12 protein-coding genes, 1 tRNA gene and 5 pseudogenes are annotated in these 18,697 nt (G+C 49.6%); 10 read left to right on the top strand and 8 right to left on the bottom strand.

What is annotated here, in order from left to right; translation table 11 throughout:
• Nucleotides 1–234: 234 nt before the first annotated feature.
• Together ybcJ and folD are read right to left on the bottom strand one after the other, a co-directional pair.
• Nucleotides 235–447, bottom strand: coding sequence for a ribosome-associated protein YbcJ (ybcJ, locus tag HV213_RS21540; protein WP_181483226.1), 213 nt, complete (start codon nucleotides 445–447; stop codon nucleotides 235–237).
• A gap of 1 nt (nucleotide 448) precedes the next feature.
• The gene (gene folD, locus HV213_RS21535; RefSeq protein WP_110273139.1) at nucleotides 449–1,315 is read right to left on the bottom strand and encodes a bifunctional methylenetetrahydrofolate dehydrogenase/methenyltetrahydrofolate cyclohydrolase FolD; all 867 of its coding nucleotides are present in this window, start codon (nucleotides 1,313–1,315) and stop codon (nucleotides 449–451) included.
• A 298-nt stretch (nucleotides 1,316–1,613) separates the two neighbouring features.
• Between folD and HV213_RS21530 the strand changes: the two genes are divergently transcribed.
• From HV213_RS21530 to HV213_RS21495, 9 genes and pseudogenes are all read left to right on the top strand, one after another.
• Nucleotides 1,614–1,690 (top strand) — tRNA-Arg (locus HV213_RS21530).
• A gap of 174 nt (nucleotides 1,691–1,864) precedes the next feature.
• Nucleotides 1,865–3,076 (top strand): tyrosine-type recombinase/integrase, encoded by a 1,212-nt coding sequence (locus tag HV213_RS21525; protein WP_065806339.1) that lies wholly within the window; start codon nucleotides 1,865–1,867, stop codon nucleotides 3,074–3,076.
• A gap of 859 nt (nucleotides 3,077–3,935) precedes the next feature.
• Nucleotides 3,936–4,097: a hypothetical protein gene (locus HV213_RS21520; protein ID WP_040216727.1), complete on the top strand. Its 162-nt coding sequence runs from the start codon at nucleotides 3,936–3,938 to the stop codon at nucleotides 4,095–4,097.
• Between the two features lie 234 nt (nucleotides 4,098–4,331).
• The gene (locus HV213_RS21515; RefSeq protein WP_080490680.1) at nucleotides 4,332–5,111 is read left to right on the top strand and encodes a hypothetical protein; all 780 of its coding nucleotides are present in this window, start codon (nucleotides 4,332–4,334) and stop codon (nucleotides 5,109–5,111) included.
• A gap of 74 nt (nucleotides 5,112–5,185) precedes the next feature.
• Nucleotides 5,186–5,668: a hypothetical protein gene (locus tag HV213_RS21510; RefSeq protein ID WP_047683739.1), complete on the top strand. Its 483-nt coding sequence runs from the start codon at nucleotides 5,186–5,188 to the stop codon at nucleotides 5,666–5,668.
• A gap of 465 nt (nucleotides 5,669–6,133) precedes the next feature.
• A pseudogene (locus HV213_RS21505) lies at nucleotides 6,134–6,247 on the top strand (IS5/IS1182 family transposase); the annotation flags it as partial.
• Nucleotides 6,244–6,362: pseudogene (locus HV213_RS33330) on the top strand (AAA family ATPase); the annotation flags it as partial. The pseudogenes HV213_RS21505 and HV213_RS33330, both read left to right, overlap by 4 nt.
• Nucleotides 6,363–6,658: 296 nt before the next feature.
• A complete protein-coding gene (locus HV213_RS21500) occupies nucleotides 6,659–7,741 on the top strand; it encodes a hypothetical protein (protein ID WP_014837235.1) in 1,083 nt (360 codons plus the stop codon).
• A gap of 88 nt (nucleotides 7,742–7,829) precedes the next feature.
• Nucleotides 7,830–9,041, top strand: a pseudogene (locus HV213_RS21495) (IS3 family transposase).
• Between the two features lie 96 nt (nucleotides 9,042–9,137).
• Here HV213_RS21495 and glgC read toward each other — a convergent pair.
• Nucleotides 9,138–10,418 (bottom strand): glucose-1-phosphate adenylyltransferase, encoded by a 1,281-nt coding sequence (gene glgC, locus HV213_RS21490; protein WP_021314389.1) that lies wholly within the window; start codon nucleotides 10,416–10,418, stop codon nucleotides 9,138–9,140.
• Between the two features lie 166 nt (nucleotides 10,419–10,584).
• Entirely contained in the window at nucleotides 10,585–12,768 is a 2,184-nt protein-coding gene (glgB, locus tag HV213_RS21485) for a 1,4-alpha-glucan branching enzyme (protein WP_031285560.1), read from the bottom strand.
• 235 nt (nucleotides 12,769–13,003) lie between these two features.
• Between glgB and HV213_RS21480 the strand changes: the two are divergent.
• Nucleotides 13,004–13,326: pseudogene (locus tag HV213_RS21480) on the top strand (transposase); the annotation flags it as partial.
• Nucleotides 13,327–13,537: 211 nt separating this feature from the next.
• On the opposite strand, the pseudogene HV213_RS33795 reads toward HV213_RS21480, so the two are convergent.
• The 4 genes and pseudogenes from HV213_RS33795 to HV213_RS21460 form a co-directional block, all read right to left on the bottom strand.
• Nucleotides 13,538–13,742, bottom strand: a pseudogene (locus tag HV213_RS33795) (IS3 family transposase); the annotation flags it as partial.
• Nucleotides 13,739–14,863: an ABC transporter permease gene (locus HV213_RS21470; RefSeq protein ID WP_021314392.1), complete on the bottom strand. Its 1,125-nt coding sequence runs from the start codon at nucleotides 14,861–14,863 to the stop codon at nucleotides 13,739–13,741. The gene HV213_RS21470 and the pseudogene HV213_RS33795, both read right to left, overlap by 4 nt.
• Nucleotides 14,863–17,592: a ribosome-associated ATPase/putative transporter RbbA gene (gene rbbA / locus HV213_RS21465; RefSeq protein ID WP_021314393.1), complete on the bottom strand. Its 2,730-nt coding sequence runs from the start codon at nucleotides 17,590–17,592 to the stop codon at nucleotides 14,863–14,865. The genes HV213_RS21470 and rbbA overlap by 1 nt, the downstream gene beginning before the upstream one ends.
• Nucleotides 17,589–18,656: an HlyD family secretion protein gene (locus HV213_RS21460; protein ID WP_028016386.1), complete on the bottom strand. Its 1,068-nt coding sequence runs from the start codon at nucleotides 18,654–18,656 to the stop codon at nucleotides 17,589–17,591. Before HV213_RS21460 ends, rbbA begins: the two co-directional genes overlap by 4 nt.
• Nucleotides 18,657–18,697: the final 41 nt, after the last annotated feature.

Raw genomic sequence — 18,697 nt, 5'->3', positions numbered from 1 at the left:
GGGCATAATCTCTCCCGCGGGCTCAGGGGCTCCAGGGCTGGGTGATGCTCACCGGTAACCTCCCGATGATCAGTCGGGGATCTTCTCCGCCGGAACGGAGAAGGTCAAGACATAAGGGCCGGGGTGAGGGAGATAACGAGCTGACTAATCAGCAGATTTACCCCTCACCCTAACCCTCTCCCCGAAGGGGCGAGGGGATCGTCCGTGCTCTTTTTAGGGTTTGTCTTGAGCTTTTTACTCGGTAACGGTAATGCTTTGACCTTCAAAGCTCACCGTTTGACCAGCGACGATTTTGCAGCGCTTGCGGGTTTCGACCACGCCGTCGACTTTGACTCGTCCGTCAGCAATGAAGATTTTCGCCTGTGCGCCGCTTTCGCTCCAGCCTTCCAGCTTCAGCAGGTCGCAGAGTTCAACGTGCGGGTGTTTGCCCAGAGAGAAGTTCGCCATCTTAGGCCTCCTTAATATCGTGATACTCTTCGCACGCCTGTAGCGTGTTCTGAATAAGGGTGGCTACGGTCATCGGGCCGACGCCGCCAGGAACCGGCGTGATGTAAGACGCGCGCGCGGCGGCATCTTCATAGACCACGTCGCCAACCACTTTGCCGCTTTCCAGGCGGTTAATGCCAACATCGACCACAATCGCGCCTTCTTTAATCCATTCGCCCGGAATAAAGCCCGGTTTACCGACCGCGACGATCAGCAGGTCGGCATTTTCGACGTGATGGCGCAGGTTTTTGGTAAAGCGATGGGTCACGGTCGTGGTGCAACCTGCTAACAGCAGCTCCATGCTCATCGGGCGTCCGACAATGTTGGATGCGCCGATCACAACCGCGTTCAGGCCGTAGGTATCGATGTTGTAACGTTCAAGCAGAGTTACGATGCCGCGCGGGGTGCACGGACGCAGGCGCGGTGCGCGCTGGCACAGGCGACCGACGTTGTACGGATGGAAACCGTCGACGTCTTTATCCGGCGAAATGCGTTCCAGGACTTTGACATTATCAATGCCGGCAGGCAGCGGTAGCTGGACCAGAATGCCGTCGATGGCGTTATCGGCATTCAGCGTGTCGATAAGCTCCAGCAGCTCCGCTTCGCTGGTGGTTTCCGGGAGATCGTACGAGCGGGAGACGAAGCCTACCTCTTCACACGCTTTGCGCTTGCTGCCGACATAAATCTGCGAGGCCGGGTTGCTGCCGACCAGTACGACGGCTAACCCTGGCGCACGTTTTCCTGCCGCAACGCGAGCCTTCACTTTTTCCGCAACCTCAGAGCGTACCTGCTGCGCAATCGTTTTACCGTCAATAATTTTTGCTGCCATCAGAGAGAGGATTCCATCTGTATCTTTACGAAAGGGGGATGGCGATATTTTGTCAGAAGCCAGCCCCGCTGTCAGTCTTCGTTTGAGATTTTATCTTTCTTTTGGCCTGACCGGCGTTGAGCCTGTGCTGAAGTTAGCGTGCAGAAACATGCACCTGGATAAACTTTGTACTGCTTTAGCTGCATAACCAGACAGGTTATGCAGACAAGCGCAGTTTCACGGCAAAATATATTGACTCATCAGGCGTGCACCGTATAATTCCCGGCGATTGCACATCATGAAGTTCTCACTTCTCAGTGCGCCCTTAGCTCAGTTGGATAGAGCAACGGCCTTCTAAGCCGTAGGTCACAGGTTCGAGCCCTGTAGGGCGTACCATTTTCAAGTCAACACACCTCTACTGAATTCTCTTTTTATCCTTTATAATCCCTGATATTACTGGATTTTTCTGTCACGAGTTCTATCGAAGTCAACTCAGTTCTACCTAAATCAAGTGGTAGCTGGGGGCCTTTGAGGGGGCTCATCTCGTTCAATGGAAATTAGGGGCCCCATATGCCACTAAATGCACGACAGATAGACACTGCAAAACCAAAGGAGAAGGAATACAAACTTACTGATGGTGGTGGGTTGTATTTGCTGGTAAAACCTAACGGCGCAAAGTATTGGCGTTTGAAGTACCGATTTTTTGGGAAAGAGAAAAAGCTTTCTATCGGTGTTTACCCAGATATCTCTTTGGCTGATGCTCGCCTGAAGCGAGAAGAAGCACGGAAGGTTATTGCTTTGGGTGGTGACCCGGGAGAAGAAAAGAAAGCAGAAAAATTGGCTAAAAAAGCCAGTGTTGAAAATACCTTCAAAGCGATTGCGCTGGAATGGCATGAATACAAGCGTCCTAACTGGTCGAAAGGCTACGCTGAAGATCTGATGGAAGCGTTTGAGAACGATATTTTTCCTGATATCGGTAAACGACCCATTGCTGAGATTACGCCGCTAGAAGTGCTCAATTCGCTCCGTAAATTAGAAAAGCGAGGCGTCCTCGATAAGTTGCGTAAAATTCGTCAGGCCTGCAATCAGGTTTTTCGCTATGCCATTGTCACTGGCAGGGCTGAAACAAACCCAGCCTCTGAACTAGCCAGCGCACTGACTGCGCCTAAGTCTACCAATTATCCCCACCTGCTAGCTGGTGAATTACCTGATTTCTTACAAGCTCTTGCTGCGTATTCAGGTAGCCCGATAACTCGGCTTGCCACACGCATTTTGATGCTGACTGGCGTTCGCACTATCGAGCTTCGTCAGGCAGAGTGGAAGGAGTTTGATTTCGGTAAGCGAGTGTGGGAGGTGCCAGTAGAAAGGATGAAGATGCGCCGCCCGCATTTGGTCCCCTTATCTGATCAAGTTGTGGCGTCACTTCGTGAAATTCAGGCAGTTACTGGTCGTTACAATCTGGTTTTCCCTGGTCGTAACGACATCACAAAACCAATGAGTGAAGCGAGCATCAATCAAGTACTAAAAAGAGTTGGTTATCACGGAAGGGCTACCGGGCATGGTTTCAGGCATACGATGAGTACGATCTTGCACGAAAAGGGCTATAACACGGCGTGGATCGAGTTACAGCTTGCACATGTTGATAAGAACACTATCCGTGGTACTTACAACCATGCTCAATATCTGGAGCAGCGTAGGGAGATGTTGCAGTGGTATGCAAATTATATTGACTCTTTAGCAAACAGGACTGTGATGCAAGGAGTGTTTGATAAAACAGCGTGAAAACCCAATTGATTATTTAATTACTAAATAACCATTAACGATAAAATTACCTATGAGAAGGCATCCGTTCAGTAACGTTCGGATGCCTTTTTGCTTTTAACAACTGTAAATCAGGAGAATAAGAAATGACTACGATATGCCCGGAATGTGGTTCTGACCGTGTAAGTGAACGTAATATTGGGAGGAAGGCAGGAAGTATCGCTGGAGGTGTGGCTGGAGCACTTAGCGGCGCAGGTACAGGGGCTGCAATCGGCTCTGTTGTGCCAGTTCTGGGGACTGCGGCCGGGGCCGTTATTGGTGCTGTGTTTGGGAGATTTGTGGCTGGTGCAACTGCAGGAGCAGTTACCGGCTCAGCCCTTGATGGACTCGTGTTTGACAGATATGAGTGTGGCGATTGTGGTCATACCTTTGACTAGAAGGTTATGAGAAATGTCATATCCTTATGTTTTTAATGAATAAAAAATACCCACTACTTGCCTCATCAATTTTAATACACCACATGCCCCGCATAAACCGATCTACAAAAACGATCGATATCATTATAATGATAGTTGCAAGCTATCAAATATATAAAATTGATCGTTTATATCGATAGATTACGCAGATCAATTATTGAAATTCGATCGGTAATAACAATTTTACCTGCACTCGTAACCTCCCTATCTTAGAAAGGATTTGATTAGAATCAGGCCAGGATTCTCATCGGGTGACAATTAGGAGATGCACCATGCGCCTATAGCAAGGATGTTTCAATGCGGCAGGTATAAGTCTGCCCATCCATTCAACATGTTTATCGGACAAAGTGACGGCATTAAACCACCACTTCAATCATTTATTGCTATTTTTCAAGGAGCCAACGATGGCATTTATTCTTTTACTTTTGTGGATCGGAGCATCGATAGTTATTGGTAAATTGGCTCAGGCCAGTGGCCGTTCGTTCTTCATATGGTTTGTTATCAGTATGCTTATAGACCCCATATTTGGTGCGATTCTTTTTGCTGTAGTCGTGAGGTCAAAATGAAGCCAGAAAGAATTAAGAGGCTTTTTAAAGCCTATCTAGGCATTGGTGTTTTATTCATGTTGCTTGTTTGTATAGGGATTGTTGTTTTGTTATGTTTATAAGGGAAGTGATTACGTATTTTAATAATTCTTTTATATCTACCGCTATACTCACTTCCTGTTCAACACTCTTGAAGTATATCAGTTTAACGTTCTCTGTAATATTTTGGCTATTATGTAAAGATAAGGAATTATCATGATAAACTATTATGAATATCTTGAGCTGGATATGAATGTCAGCTTTGATGAATTAAACCATGCGATACAAAAAGTAAGTGAGCGTGATGATGCAGATTTAAAATTAATCCGTGAAATGAAGTCCATTTTGTTAAACGATGAAGCCAGGGTACTGTATAATAATAAATTGATTTCTTTTATTGTTGGCGATAGAAAAAAGTCTGATTTTGTAAGCGCTGAGAATATCCGTAAATTATTAAATATAGACAGCTCGTCTTTACATGAAAAATATATCTGGATTGCAACGGGATTGTTTGTTGTCGGCGTTTTATCCGCATGTTTGTTTAGTTTAGCTGTCAACTATACGGTTAATCTGTTCGTTATGATTGCCCTGGTTATTTTGTTCTATATGGACTGGAAGCTACTGGATAAACATGGTAAGGCAAGTTTTTCAAAATGGTGGATTCTTTTTTCGCCAGTTTATATTGCTAAACGTTGTAAAGCCGTTGGTCAGGGGAAAATGCTGTTGCTGGTCTGGCTTGGGATCTGGGTTGTATATGGCATCGGGAACTTTGCGTTCAATGGTAGCAAAGCGATGCTGGAACGTACAGCATGCGAGGTGGTAACGGATATCTATCATAAACAGTTACGTCAATACTCACAGCAATGTGAGAACGTAACGTTAACTGAAAGTGAAGGGAAACAGCACTATGGATTTGCTCAACTTAGTGATGGTACAACTAAAGATATTACCGTGACAGAACAATCAGATGGTAAGATTGTTGTATATATTGAATAGGCATTTTTGAGGCAAAGTACTTACCTTTGGGGTAAGTGCTTTTTATTTATTATTTATTTTTAGAGGGGATTTGTATGAGGTTTTTAAATGGAATTAAATATGTGACTGCTCTGGGAGTAATTACTATCTCCTGTTCAGTAATGGCATCACCTTATGGAGATTCAGATGTTCTGTTCGGATGTGTCATAAAAGGTAAAACCACTAAAGAGGTGGCTGTGTTAAGAAATAATAATGAGGTCGCTTATTTATTCGGTAAGTCGGATATTAACGGAGATGGTGGGGTTATTCCTGAAATCACTTTGGTGAAAAATGTGAGCCAGTTAAGTCAGGCCTGGAATTACAGTAGGGCTGAGGGTGTGTCGATACATACATTGAACATACCAGAAAACGAGTATACTTACTCTGTTTCCTATATCGATGATGGAAAAAATACTGATGGGGAAATAACTGTTTTAAAACAGGGAAAAGAAATCAGTACGATAAAATGCGATGATGTCTGGGAACAACATCTGGGTGACAGCAATATGATGCATGGTATCCCCGATGAGTCAGAGTGATGTATCTGATATGTACTGTACCAGTTCACATGAGTGTTAACTGGTACAAAATATAGAAATATCAACTTAGGTAACGGTTTAATAGTGGCAATTAATAACCACCTCCTATGGAGGTGGTCAAGAAAACTAAAAGGGTAACTGACCATTCTATCAGCATTTTTCAACTATCGAAGAAAGAAATCCACAGTCATGTGGCTTATCAAAACCAGAGCTACTTTTCAGATATTCAGTAATCAGCGCTCCAATAATCTTAACCGACTTTTTGTTAGTTGTTATAAAGCCCAATGGCATAGTCACTGGCAAAGTTTCAGGTTGAGAAATATGGTAGATAACAACAGATAATTCATTCTCGAGATGGAGGATCCCATTGTTTACCTTGACTGTATCGTCGGCTTTGTTGAATAAATCGAACTTTCAGGAGATGGGCGGATCTGATCGTTACAGACGTTTCAGCATCAGGTCCCCATGGCAAAGCAAAAGTTTAAAATCACCAACTGGTCTGCCTACAACAAAGTGCTCAGGCAGCGCGGTTCGCTGACGGTCTGGCTTGATGAGTCTGCCATTACTGATCTTGCCCAGCAACGGCAGACACAATCTTGGACAGACTGGTGCATAACGCGCAAAGAGTGGTTCTGCAGGGTAAATTTACGAGAAAAAACCGCCAGTAGTGGAAAGCGGCGAAAAAACAGGTTAAAAAGTAGAATGAAAAGTTAAGTTCCCAGTTGATAGAATGGATGAGAAACTCTGATAGAACTTCAATGCCAATCCGTAACCGAATAGAGCGAAATACTCAGTGAGAAGCACTGATCGGAAAAATGTATCAATATTAGTCTATTGTATTAGACTGAACCTTCCTTTTAAATGATTTGCGCATTCCTAAAATCATTATTTAGTGATAATATTAGGGGCATGGCATAGAGAAGATTCGTGGTCCTAGCTATTAGTCGCACTCAGGTTTACTGGATGAGAGGTATTTTTAGGAGGAGTAAAATGGAAAAAAAATCCTTAAGAAAAATAAAAAAATGGATAATCGCGGCTGCAATATTTACTCAGACTTTAGGGTCTGCATATGGAAATTTAAACTTCCAAGCAGGAGCAATGGAGGATGGAACGTTTCTACTTACCGTAAATGGAAGTATTTCTTCAGGAGATGCATACATTTTCGCAAAACAAATCGACTCATTTAAGCAAGATAACATGCCACTCAGTCAGATTTGGTTAAATAGTCTTGGTGGTAATGTTGCCGACGCCTTAAAGATGTCATTGATTATATCAAGTAATAATTTAACAACGGTAGTGCCAAATAGATGGGAGTGTGTTAGTGCTTGCGTTCTTTTATTTGGCGCGGGAATACGACGCCATGCTTTTCCCGAAAGTATAATTGGTGTTCATCGTATAAGCATTAATGAAATTGATAATGACCAAGCAAGATCATTATCACTTGATATGGACACTGTATACACCGCAATGAACTTCCCAGAAAACATTAAATACAAAATGTTAACGACGCCCCCTAATGACGTATATTATCTAACAACAATAGACAAAAAGAACATATCAACGACATACTCAAATACTAAGCAGGTTGATACATCGTATAGAAACTCTGGAATCTCAGCACCACGGGTAATAATCACTAAAAAAGATCGTTCAGAATCAAGAGCGCTAAATCAAAAGGCTATTATACAAATTAGGTCAAATCAGTTCATTTCTGCTATAGCTAATCTTGAAACAGCAAAAAAAATATACCCGTCAGATGCTGAAGTATTAGGGAACCTTGGATATGCATATTACATGATCGGCGATTATACTGCAGCACAAATGAATCTGACATCATCACTTAAACTAGCTCCACGTAGAGGTTCATCATGGAATAACCTTGGATTAGTTTTAGCATCGACTAATCAAATAGAATGGGCCGTAAATTGCTTTATAAATTACTGGAACTTTTCAAAAAATAAAAAAGCGGCAACAAATCAGTTCTTTTCATGGGAGCAAGAACGTCCAGGAACTGGTATTGATATAGCATCAAAAAGAGCTCGTTCTACCCTTGGGATTTATTCACCCGAGTGATGTCGCCCCCTGAAACCCCAGACTGTAGCTGTATCCCCAGATAAGAGATAGGCTTGAATATATGTCTAACACTAACGCCAATTTTGAGATGACCAGAATCCTGTTAGGGCAAGAAGTCCGTAAACGTAAACTCCTCAGGAGAAGATCGCCATTATCCAGCAGACGATGGAGCCGGGCATGAATGTCTCCCACGTCACACGCCTGCACGGTATTCAGCCCAGTTTGCTGTTCAAGTGGAAGAAGCAATACCAGGAAGGCAGCCTTACCCCCGTTGCGGCCGGAGAGGAAGTCGTTCCAGCTTCAGAGCTTACTGCTGCTCTGAAGCAGGTCCGGGAGCTTCAGCGCCTTCTGGGCAGGAAGACGATGGAAGTTGAGATCATGAAAGAAGCCGTGGAGTACGGTGTATCCCGAAAATGGATAGCGCATGCGCCCTTGTTGCCAAAGGACAAGGAATAGCACAGGTCAGCCGCACCATGGGCGTGTCGCGTGCGCAATTATCACTTCGGGTTAATCGTTCCGCCGACTGGCAGGATGGGCGGTGTAACCAGCGCGATGAAGAAGCGGATGCGGCGCTGCTATGGCGCATACTGGTGGTTATCGCCGATATGCCGTGTTATGGCTACCGCCGGGTCTGGGCGGTGCTGCGGCGTCAGGCCCGCGATGAGGGGCTTGCGCCGGTGAATGCTAAACGGGTTTATCGGGTGATGAGCGAAAACAGCCTGTTGTTGCTGCATGACAGGCCGCCGCGCCCGGTGCCGGGTCGGGAACACAACGGTAAGGTGGCGGTGGCGCAGAGCGATCAGCGCTGGTGCTCTGACGGCTTCGAGTTCGGCTGCGACAATGGCGAGAAACTGCGGGTAACGTTCGCGCTGGACTGTTGCGACAGAGAAGCCATAGACTGGGCGGCGAGTACCGGTGGCTACGACAGTTCGACCGTGCAGGATGTAATGCTGAGGTCGGTAGAAAAGCGCTTCGGCGATAAGTTGCCGGACACAGCGGTGCAGTGGCTGGCGGACAACGGTTCCGCGTATACCGCGCATGAAACGCGGAGGTTCGCCTGAGAGCTGAATCTGGAGCCCTGCACAACAGCGGTGAGCAGCCCGCAGAGTAATGGCATGGCCGAACAGTTCGTGAAGACGATGAAGGAAGACTATATCGCGTTCATGCCAAAACCGAATGTGAGAACAGCCCTGCAAAACCCTGCAGCAGCAGCGTTCACGCATTACAATGAACCCCGCACAGTGCGCTGGGATATTACTCCCCTGGGGAATACCGGCGACAGCGGGCATCGTTAACTTAAGATACAAAAGCTGTCCGGGGATGGCAGGGTAAGATCAGTCCGGGCTAGAGATTGTCACCATGATCTCTGCGGAATGCCTTTCAGGAGATCCGTTCATTATTCAGGCCTCCTCAGCATTTCTTTAGTGACAAGAACGATCCCTTCTTCAGAACGATAAAAACGACGGGCGTCCTCGACAGCATTCTCACCAATGACCGTTCCTTCAGGGATCACACATCCACGATCAATCACACAGCGTCGTAACCGACAGGAACGTTCTACCCACACACCGGGTAATAAAACAACCGAATCAATATTGCAAAAAGAGTTAATCCGTACGCTGGAGAATAAAACTGAATGAACAACGACAGAACCAGATATAATGCAGCCGCCGGAGACCAGTGAATTCATGGTCATTCCATGACTGCCTGTGCGGTCCTGAACAAATTTTGCGCTCGGTAAAGACTCTACATAAGTATGGATCGGCCAGTTGCGATCATAAACATCTAGTTCAGGTACCACGGAAGCTAAATCAAGGTTCGCTTTCCAGTAGGCCTCCAGAGTTCCGACATCACGCCAGTACGGTTCTGCATTATTATCTGTCTGCACACAGGAGCGCGGGAAAGGATGTGCCCAGGCTTCTCCGGATACCGTAATTGCTGGAATAATATCTTTGCCGAAATCGTGGCTGGACTGTTCATCCCGACCATCTTCATCCAGTAGCTGATAGAGGTATTCAGCATCAAATACATAGATCCCCATACTGGCAAGCGATTTGGTTTTATCCCCCGGCACAGTAGGAGGATTAGAAGGTTTTTCAATAAAATCAATGATTTTATCATTTTCATCCACAGCCATGACACCAAAAGCACTTGCGTATTCCACAGGTACAGGAAGGCAGGCCACAGTACACCGGGCTCCTTTTTTAACATGGTCAATCAGCATCCGGGAATAATCCTGTTTATAGATATGATCACCCGCTAGAATAACGACATATTCCGCACCATAGCGTCGAATAATATCCAGGTTCTGTGTGACAGCATCGGCAGTACCCCGGTACCAGTTCTCACCATGCACGCGTTGCTGGGCGGGTAATAAATCGACGAATTCATTCATCTCTTCATTGAGGAAAGACCAACCGCGCTGGATATGCTGAACCAGGGAATGTGATTGATATTGTGTAATGACCCCAATCCGTCTTATCCCGGAATTAATACAGTTTGATAAAGCAAAATCAATAATCCTGAACTTGCCACCAAAATGTACCGCCGGTTTTGCCCGGGTTGCTGTCAGGTCTTTTAATCGTGTCCCTCGACCTCCCGCTAGGATCAGCGCCACAGATTTAAGCGGTAACTGGCGTGCCAGCATGACATTGTCATTATATTCATGTTTACTCATAGTGATGTCCTGCCATTAAAATAAAAACAACAAAAGGAAACAGCGAATAAAAAATATTCTTCTGTAAATTAATTCAGAAGAGACCACCTCCGGGAATAACTCAACTACCATGGCACTACTATTTAAATGAATAACCCCACCGCCGGGTAGTAGAAACCTCCGAAGTTTATTGATTATCAGGCACCCTTGTAAGCCAGATCGTCGCCAGCGGCGGTAGCGTAATGGAGAGGGAATGCTCGCGACCATGGCTGGCAATGACATCGCTTTCAACGATGCCGCCATTACCGGTATTGCTGCCATGATAGTGCATTGAGTCAGTGTTCAGCTCTTCGCGCCAGCGGCCAGGCTGGTTGATGCCGAAACGATAATCATGGCGCGGTACCGGGGTGAAGTTGCTGACGACGATAATTTCGTTACCCTCCCTGTCGCGACGCACAAAGACAAACACCGAGTGCTCATGATCGTCGACCACCAGCCATTCGAAACCGTAGTGGTCGAAATCCAGCTCATGCAGCGCTTTGTGGCGACAATAGGTATGGTTGAGATCGCGCACCAGTCGCTGAACGCCGTGGTGCCAGCTGTCTACGCCCTCAAGCAGACGCCAGTCGAGGCTTCCGTCGTGATTCCACTCACGTCCTTGTGCAAACTCATTGCCCATAAACAGCAGCTTTTTACCCGGGAAGGCGAACAGCCATCCGTAGTAGGCTCGCAGGTTAGCGAACTTCTGCCAGGCATCGCCCGGCATGCGGTCGAGAATGGATTTTTTGCCGTGCACCACTTCATCATGAGAGAGTGGCAGGACAAAGTTTTCGGTGTAGTTGTAGAGCATACCGAAGGTCATCTTGTTGTGATGAAAACGACGGTATACCGGATCCAGTTTCATATAGTCGAGGGTATCATGCATCCAGCCCATGTTCCACTTGAACCAGAACCCCAGACCGCCAGTGGAGGAAGGACGAGAAACGCCAGCAAAATCGGTCGACTCTTCCGCCATCGTTACCGCCCCCGGCGTCTGTTCGCCCAGCACGCGGTTGGTATTACGCAGGAACTCAATGGCTTCAAGGTTTTCCCGGCCGCCAAATTCGTTCGGTACCCACTCACCTTCTTTGCGGCTGTAGTCGCGATAAATCATTGATGCCACCGCATCGACCCGCAGCGCATCAATGCCAAAGCGTTCAATCCAGTACAGCGCATTACCAACCAGGAAGTTGCTGACCTCGCGGCGGCCGTAGTTGTAAATCAGGGTGTTCCAGTCCTGGTGGTAGCCTTCGCGCGGGTCGCAGTGTTCATACAGCGAGGTGCCGTCAAACGAGGCGAGCGCAAAGTCATCCGCCGGAAAATGGCCTGGCACCCAGTCCAGAATAACGTTAAGCCCCGCGGCGTGCGCGGCGTTGATAAAGTAGCGGAAATCCTCCCGGGTGCCGAAGCGACGGGTGGGCGCGTACAGCCCGGTCGGCTGATAGCCCCAACTGCCGTCAAACGGATGTTCGTTAACCGGCAGCAGCTCCAGATGAGTAAAGCCCATCCATTTGGCATACGGGACCAACTGGTCGGCAAGCTCGCGATAGCTCAGCCAGAAGTTATTATCGGTGTGGCGGCGCCAGGAGCCGAGGTGCACTTCATAAATCGATATAGGCGCATCAAACTGGTTAGCCTGCTTGCGCGCTGGAGGCTGCTCGACCTTTTCCGGCAACCCGCAGATAAGCGAGGCGCTTTCCGGGCGCATTTGCGCTTCGAAGGCGTAAGGGTCGGACTTCACCCGCAGATTGCCGTGGGCATCAATAAGCTCGAATTTGTACAACTGACCGTTAAACGCGCCGGGAACAAACAGCTCCCAGATGCCGGACTCTTTACGTAGTCGCATCAGATGGCGACGACCATCCCAGTAGTTAAACTGGCCAACGACCGACACCCGGCGGGCATTAGGTGCCCAGACCGAGAAGCGCGTACCGACAACATCGTCTATCGTATCGGGATGCGCGCCCAGCGTTTCATAGGGGCGAAGATGCGTGCCTTCCGACAGCAGCCAAATGTCCAGTTCCTGTAACAGTGGGCCAAAACGGTACGGGTCATCAATCAGATGCTGCTGTCCGTGCCAGGTGGCGGCCAGCTGATAGCGAAAAGGATTTTTACGACGCGGCAGAACGCCGCTAAAGAAACCGCGCAAATCAAGGCATTCCAGCTTGCCGACTTTGCGCCCGTTTTTTGGTTCAATGACCCACACATCGGTGGCATCAGGTAATAATGCACGAACTTCCAGTCCGGCGTCGGTACAATGCATACCAAGTGTAGAGAATGGATCCGAACAGCAACCAGTAAAAAGTGCTTCAATCACTTTTTTTTTCATCATGCCTCCCTACTATCATCTCTTATCGGCTATCTGTAAATATATGGCTGCTAACAGCCTGCGTGAACAACCCCAATAAGTAAATGATGTTTTTAATATTTATCTTTAGATTAATTATCTCTTAATCTTTTTCTGTGAGTAAACCGTCACTTTTGGGTCGTAATGCAGATTAGACTGGCCCCATGAATCACCAGACACTTCGACCCACTTTAAATTAATGACTAGTCGGGAGATAAGCATGATCGAAGAGTTGCTGGGACCAGAGCGCCACAGGCGCCGTTGTCCACAGGAAAAGATTGCCATCGTTCAGGAAACGCATCGCCTAGCATGACCATTTCCCATGTTGCACGGCTTCATAGTGTGAATGCAAACCAGATCTTCGCCTGGCGAAAGCAGTACAAGGAAGGTAGTCTCACCGCGATCATGGCTGGCGAAGATGTTGTTCCCGCCTCAGAACTTGCGGCGACGGTGAAACAAATCAAAGAGCTACAGCGCTTGCTGGGTAAAAAGACCATGGAGAATGCGCTGCTGAAGGAAGCCGTTGAGTATGGTCGGCAAAAATGAACCACCCCGTGAATCCTGGAGAGATTTCAGGCTGACAACTTTTCCTGAAGAACCAGCAGCGCTGCCATTTGCGCCAGTGCTTTATCTTTCCGGCGTAACTCTTTTTCAAGCGCCCGGATGCGGCTTTTCTCTGTGCGGGTCGCTCGTTGCTCGTCGACCAACTGGCGATGCTTCGGCTGGTTGGCGATCAGACAGTTTGGCTTCCATTCAGCGACATGTTCAGGATAAAGGCCATTTTTACGGCAGTATTCAGACAGCTCATGCTTAGAAAGTGCAGCTGTTTCAAGCAGAATAGTAAAAATTTGCTCTGCCTATTGTTCCACACCGGGTTTCACTTTTCGGATGATCAAGCCCTCAAGTTCCAGTTGTTTTCGCCAGCCATGTACCGTGGCAGTTCCAACGGCATCGTTCAAGCCATCTCTCCAATCGTCTTACGAAAACGTAGCAGTGCAATCGTAAAAAATACGCCACCGATAGCCAGCAGCGTCAGAAACTGCGGCCAGACAATCGCAAAATCTGCGCCTCGATATAGAATTGCCTGCGCCAGGCTGACGAAATGAGTTGTCGGCATGGTGAGCATGATGTCCTGCACCGCCTGCGGCATACTTTCTCGTGGCGTTGATCCCCCGGATAGCATCTGAAGTGGTAGCAGCACTAGAATCATCAACAGCCCTAACTGCGGCATCGAGCGGGCCACGGTTCCCATAAATATTCCAATTGAGGTAGTAGCAAACAGGCTCAGGGCTACTCCAAGCATAAACAGCGGTATAGAGCCTTCAATCGGCACCTGCAACACTCCCTGGACCATCAATATAAGCGATAATCCAGAAACGACCAGCACCACCAAACCCATTGACCAGATCTTTGCCATCATAATTTCAAACGGCGTCACCGGCATCACCAGCAGGTGCTCCACGGTTCCATGCTCTCGTTCACGTATCAACGCCGAACCGGTAAGCACGATGGCCAGCATAGTAATATTGTTGATAATCGCCATTACGGCCCCGAAACGTTCCTGTTCCAGATTCGGGTTAAAACGCATCCTGACGGCTAGCTCGACTGGCAACGAGCTGTTATCCCGATAGCGGGCGACAAAGCTATTTACCTCACCAGTGACGATATTCTGGATATAGCTATTGCCGGTAAACGCCTGGCTCATTCGCGTCGCATCAACGTTTACCTGCAGCTCCGGCTGGCGTCCGGCTAAAACATCACGCTGGAAGTTAGGGGGAATATTGATCGCGAATGTATATCGCCCGGCATCCAGCCCTGCGTCCATTTCATCAGCGGTAATCAGCTCAGGGGGTAAAAACCAGGGGCGATAAAAACCGTTGATAATGCGCGATGAGAGCTGCGATTTATCCATATCCGCAATAGCGATAGGGGCTAAATGTAACGACCCCGGCATAACGGTAGCGGAGGAGTAAACCGAGACGGTAAAGGCGAAGACAATTAATGTCAGCATCGCCTTATCGCCAAGCAGGCTGCGTAGCTCTTTCATGCCTAAATTATAAATATTGCGTAATCCGCGCATTATCCCTCCTGTTTTTTCAGCAGCCACACGCTCAGGCCCAGCACCAGCGGAACCGCAATAAGCAGTGGTATGAAGGATGCCCACAGGTCCGTCAGATTTAGCGCTTTGGAAAACGTTCCTCGCGCAATGGTCAGAAAGTGGCTGGTTGGATAAATCTGGCCAATCCAGCGGCCCGGCCCTTCCAGAGAAGCGACGGGATCGATCATCCCCGAGAACTGCGTCGCCGGGATAAGCGTAATAATCGCGGTACCGAAAATCGCCGCAATCTGGCTTTTCATAAAGGTTGAGATCAGTAGGCCAAGCCCGGTGGCAATCGTGACATAGAGCAGTGCGGCCAGCATAAGCGTCAGGAAGCTCCCTTTATGCGGTACGCCAAAGACAAACACCGACAGTGCACATAGTAGAAAGAAGTTAAACATCCCCAGCACGATATACGGCACCTGTTTGCCCAGAAGAAATTCACTGCGGGTGGTCGGCGTCACGTACAGATTGATGATCGAGCCCAGCTCTTTCTCACGCACTACGCTGAGCGCGCTGAGCATTGCCGGGATCATCATCAACAGCAGCGGAATAACTGCTGGAACAATCGCTGGCAGACTCTTCACGTCCGGGTTATAGCGATAGCGGGTTTCAATAGAAATCAGTGAGGTATCGCGATTGGGGCTGGCCTGGCGACCGGCCATCTCCTGAAGCCAGGCCAAATGCATCGCCTGCACGTAGCCGCGCACCGTTTCCGCCCGGTTTGGCATTGCGCCATCCACCCACACGCCGATTTGCGCTGGCGTTCCCCGAGCGATGTCGCGGCCAAAATTAGGCGGAATTTCGATAGCCACCGCCAGCTCGCCGTTGCGCATCCGCCGGTCCAGTTCACTGTAGCTTTGCAGCGGCGGCTGTTCGATAAAATAGCGTGAACCGGCGATATTCTGCGACCAGCCCTGGCTGCTGACGGTTTGATCGCGGTCGAGTACCGCAAATCGCAGATCCTCGACGTCCATACTGATCCCATATCCCATAATAAACATCAGGATCACCGTGCCCAGCAATGCCAGAGTCGATCGTACCGGATCGCGACGTAGCTCCAGCGCTTCGCGACGGCTGTAGCTAAACAGGCGGCGCAAGCTAAACGCCTGACGCGGAGCAATGGTTTCGGTTTTGTGTTCAATCATGGGAATCGGCGCAGCCTCAGCAGCAGGCGGCTGTGCGGCATCTGCTGCCTCCTGTAGCCAGGCGATAAAGGCCTCTTCGAGGCTGGCCGACCCGCGCTGTTCGACCAGCGCCTGCGGCGTATCGCTGGCCAGCACTTTGCCAGCATGCATCAGTGAAATGCGATCGCAGCGCTCGGCTTCATTCATAAAGTGGGTGGAGATAAAAATCGTCACCCGATCCTGGCGGGCCAGATTGACCATCAATTGCCAGAACATGTCCCGGGCCACGGGATCGACGCCGGAGGTGGGTTCATCAAGAATTAACATTTCCGGACGGTGAATGACCGCGACCGCCAGCGATAGCCGCTGACGAATACCTAACGGCAGCGAGGCGGGCAGGGTGTCTTCAACCTCTTCCAGCATAAAGCGCTGACTCATCTCGGCGACCCGACCGGGGATCTCCGCATCCGGAATATGGAACAGACGGGCATGTAGATCGAGGTTTTGCCTAACGGTCAGTTCACTGTAGAGGGAAAAGGCCTGCGACATATAGCCAACGCGGCGGCGGGTTTCAATATCCTTCGGGTCGACCGGTTGGCCAAATAGCCAGGCCTCGCCTTCGCTGGCCGGTAACAGCCCGGTCAGCATTTTCATGGTTGTTGATTTACCACAGCCGTTGGAGCCGAGGAAACCGAAGATTTCGCCACGGGCGATACGAAAGTTCACGTGATCAACGGCGACAAAATTGCCAAAGCGCATCGTCAGGCCGCGAGCTTCAATGGCGATTTCGCTCTCCTCTGCGTTGCGCGGTGGAATGATCACCTCTTTATGCGCCAGGCGCTGGGCTTCAGGAAGCAGGGCGATAAACGCCTGTTCCAGCGTCTGGCTCTTCGTTTGCGCCCTGAGTTCGTCTGCGCTGCCGGTCGCCAGTACTTCCCCCGCATTCATGGCGACCAGCCAGTCAAAACGTTCCGCTTCTTCCATATAGGCGGTGGCGACCAGCACGCTCATCTCCGGCTGGCGCTGACGAATGCTGTCGATCAGATCCCAAAACTGTGCCCGGGAGAGAGGATCAACGCCCGTGGTCGGTTCATCAAGGATTAACAGCTGCGGATCGTGAATGAGCGCGCAGCACAGGCCGAGCTTTTGCTTCATCCCGCCGGAAAGTTTCCCCGCCGGACGGTCGCGAAACGGCGCGAGTCCGGTGCTCTGGAGCAGCTCATTGATTCTGCTCTCACGCTCGGCCTTATCATGGCCGAACAGGCGGGCAAAGAAGTCGACGTTTTCATAGACCGACAGGGTATGGTAGAGGTTCTTCCCTAGCCCCTGAGGCATCCAGGCAATTTTCGGGCACACATCCTGGCGGTGGCGAACATCGCTCATGTCGCCGCCGAGCACGACCACATTGCCGTGCTCAATGACCCGTGCGCCGGAAATTAATGACAGCAGGCTGGACTTGCCGACGCCGTCTGGCCCGATCAGGCCCACCATACAGCGGGCGGGAATGCTCAGCGTAATGTCTTTTAGCGCGGTGGTTGCGCCAAAGTGCTGACTGACGTTCTCCAGGCGGGCGATCGTGTTCATTGTGGCAACCTCACCGTCAGCGCTTCAGGCCACGCCTGCTGGTTATCCAGACGCACCCAGGCCATACCTGGCAGGCCGGTTTTCACATACTCAAGGTGCTGTTCCAGCAGCTCCGGCGGAATGCGGGCTTTGACGCGGAACATCAGCTTCAGCCGTTCATCGCTGGTTTCCACCGTTTTGGGGGTAAACTGCGCCACGCTGGCGACAAAACTGATATTGGCAGGAATGGCCAGATTGGGTGCGGCATCAAGGATAATTCGCGCTTCGCTGCCCAGCGCCAGCAGGCCAGCTTGTTCAGTAGGCAGGAAGAAGGTCATGTAGACATCGGACAAGTCGACCATATTCAGCACCCGCCCGCCTGCCGCCAGCACTTCTCCCGGTTCAGCAACGCGATACTGAATACGACCATCGCGGGGCGCTTTCAGTTCGCTATCATCGATATCGGCGATAATCCGACGCTCCGTGGCCTGAGCTGCTTCAACGCGGGTTTGTGCCTGAATAATGCTGGTTCTTGACGCCTCAATAGCCGCTCTGGCGGCAGAGACCTGGGCTTTTGCTGATTCCAGCACTGCTCTGGCGCTTTCCGCCGCCGCCAGGTCGTCATCAAGCTGCTGAGCGGAGACCGCGCCGCGCTGTGAGAGTGTGCTGGAACGGCCGTAGCGTTTGGCGGCGGAGTTTAATTCAGCCTGCCGCTGCTTCACGACCGCCTCAGCGGCGCGCATTTCGCCTTGACGCTGATCGAGCAGCGCTTTCGCTGCGGCAATCGAACTTTCAGCTTCTTTAATTTGTGCGGCGGCTTCCAGCCGTTGTTCGTTGAGCACCCGGATATCCATGCGGGCTAAGACTTCACCCTGGCGGACAAACTGCCCTTCTTTGACCAGAATGGTATCGATACGTCCGGCGGTTTTGGTGGCGATATCGACCTCTGTGGCTTCAATTCTACCGTTGCTGCTGGCAAAGCCTGCCGGGAGTCCCGGTGGGCGCAGCATCCACCATGCGGCGGCGGCAATCACCACCAGTAAACCAATAACGTAGACTGCCCAACGCCGTTTGATTTTGTCCATACGCGACTCGCTTTGTTCCATTTGCTGAGTGGTGCGCGTTT

This window comes from Klebsiella sp. RHBSTW-00484, from assembly GCF_013705725.1.
In the GTDB taxonomy this organism is placed as follows: Bacteria; Pseudomonadota; Gammaproteobacteria; order Enterobacterales; family Enterobacteriaceae; genus Klebsiella.
Note: the sequence above shows the minus strand (reverse complement) of the source record. Positions and strands in the feature narration are given on the sequence as shown.

Excerpts from the sequence above, each read along its gene's own strand:
- HV213_RS21520 (WP_040216727.1), top strand. The coding sequence starts at position 3,936 with ATGGCATTTATTCTTTTACTTTTGTGGATCGGAGCATCGATAGTTATT.
- HV213_RS21470 (WP_021314392.1), bottom strand. The coding sequence starts at position 14,863 with ATGCGCGGATTACGCAATATTTATAATTTAGGCATGAAAGAGCTACGC.
- HV213_RS21525 (WP_065806339.1), top strand. The coding sequence starts at position 1,865 with ATGCCACTAAATGCACGACAGATAGACACTGCAAAACCAAAGGAGAAG.
- HV213_RS21460 (WP_028016386.1), bottom strand. The coding sequence starts at position 18,656 with ATGGACAAAATCAAACGGCGTTGGGCAGTCTACGTTATTGGTTTACTG.
- glgC (WP_021314389.1), bottom strand. The coding sequence starts at position 10,418 with ATGAGTAAACATGAATATAATGACAATGTCATGCTGGCACGCCAGTTA.
- folD (WP_110273139.1), bottom strand. The coding sequence starts at position 1,315 with ATGGCAGCAAAAATTATTGACGGTAAAACGATTGCGCAGCAGGTACGC.
- glgB (WP_031285560.1), bottom strand. The coding sequence starts at position 12,768 with ATGATGAAAAAAAAAGTGATTGAAGCACTTTTTACTGGTTGCTGTTCG.
- ybcJ (WP_181483226.1), bottom strand. The coding sequence starts at position 447 with ATGGCGAACTTCTCTCTGGGCAAACACCCGCACGTTGAACTCTGCGAC.
- HV213_RS21515 (WP_080490680.1), top strand. The coding sequence starts at position 4,332 with ATGATAAACTATTATGAATATCTTGAGCTGGATATGAATGTCAGCTTT.
- HV213_RS21500 (WP_014837235.1), top strand. The coding sequence starts at position 6,659 with ATGGAAAAAAAATCCTTAAGAAAAATAAAAAAATGGATAATCGCGGCT.
- rbbA (WP_021314393.1), bottom strand. The coding sequence starts at position 17,592 with ATGAACACGATCGCCCGCCTGGAGAACGTCAGTCAGCACTTTGGCGCA.
- HV213_RS21510 (WP_047683739.1), top strand. The coding sequence starts at position 5,186 with ATGAGGTTTTTAAATGGAATTAAATATGTGACTGCTCTGGGAGTAATT.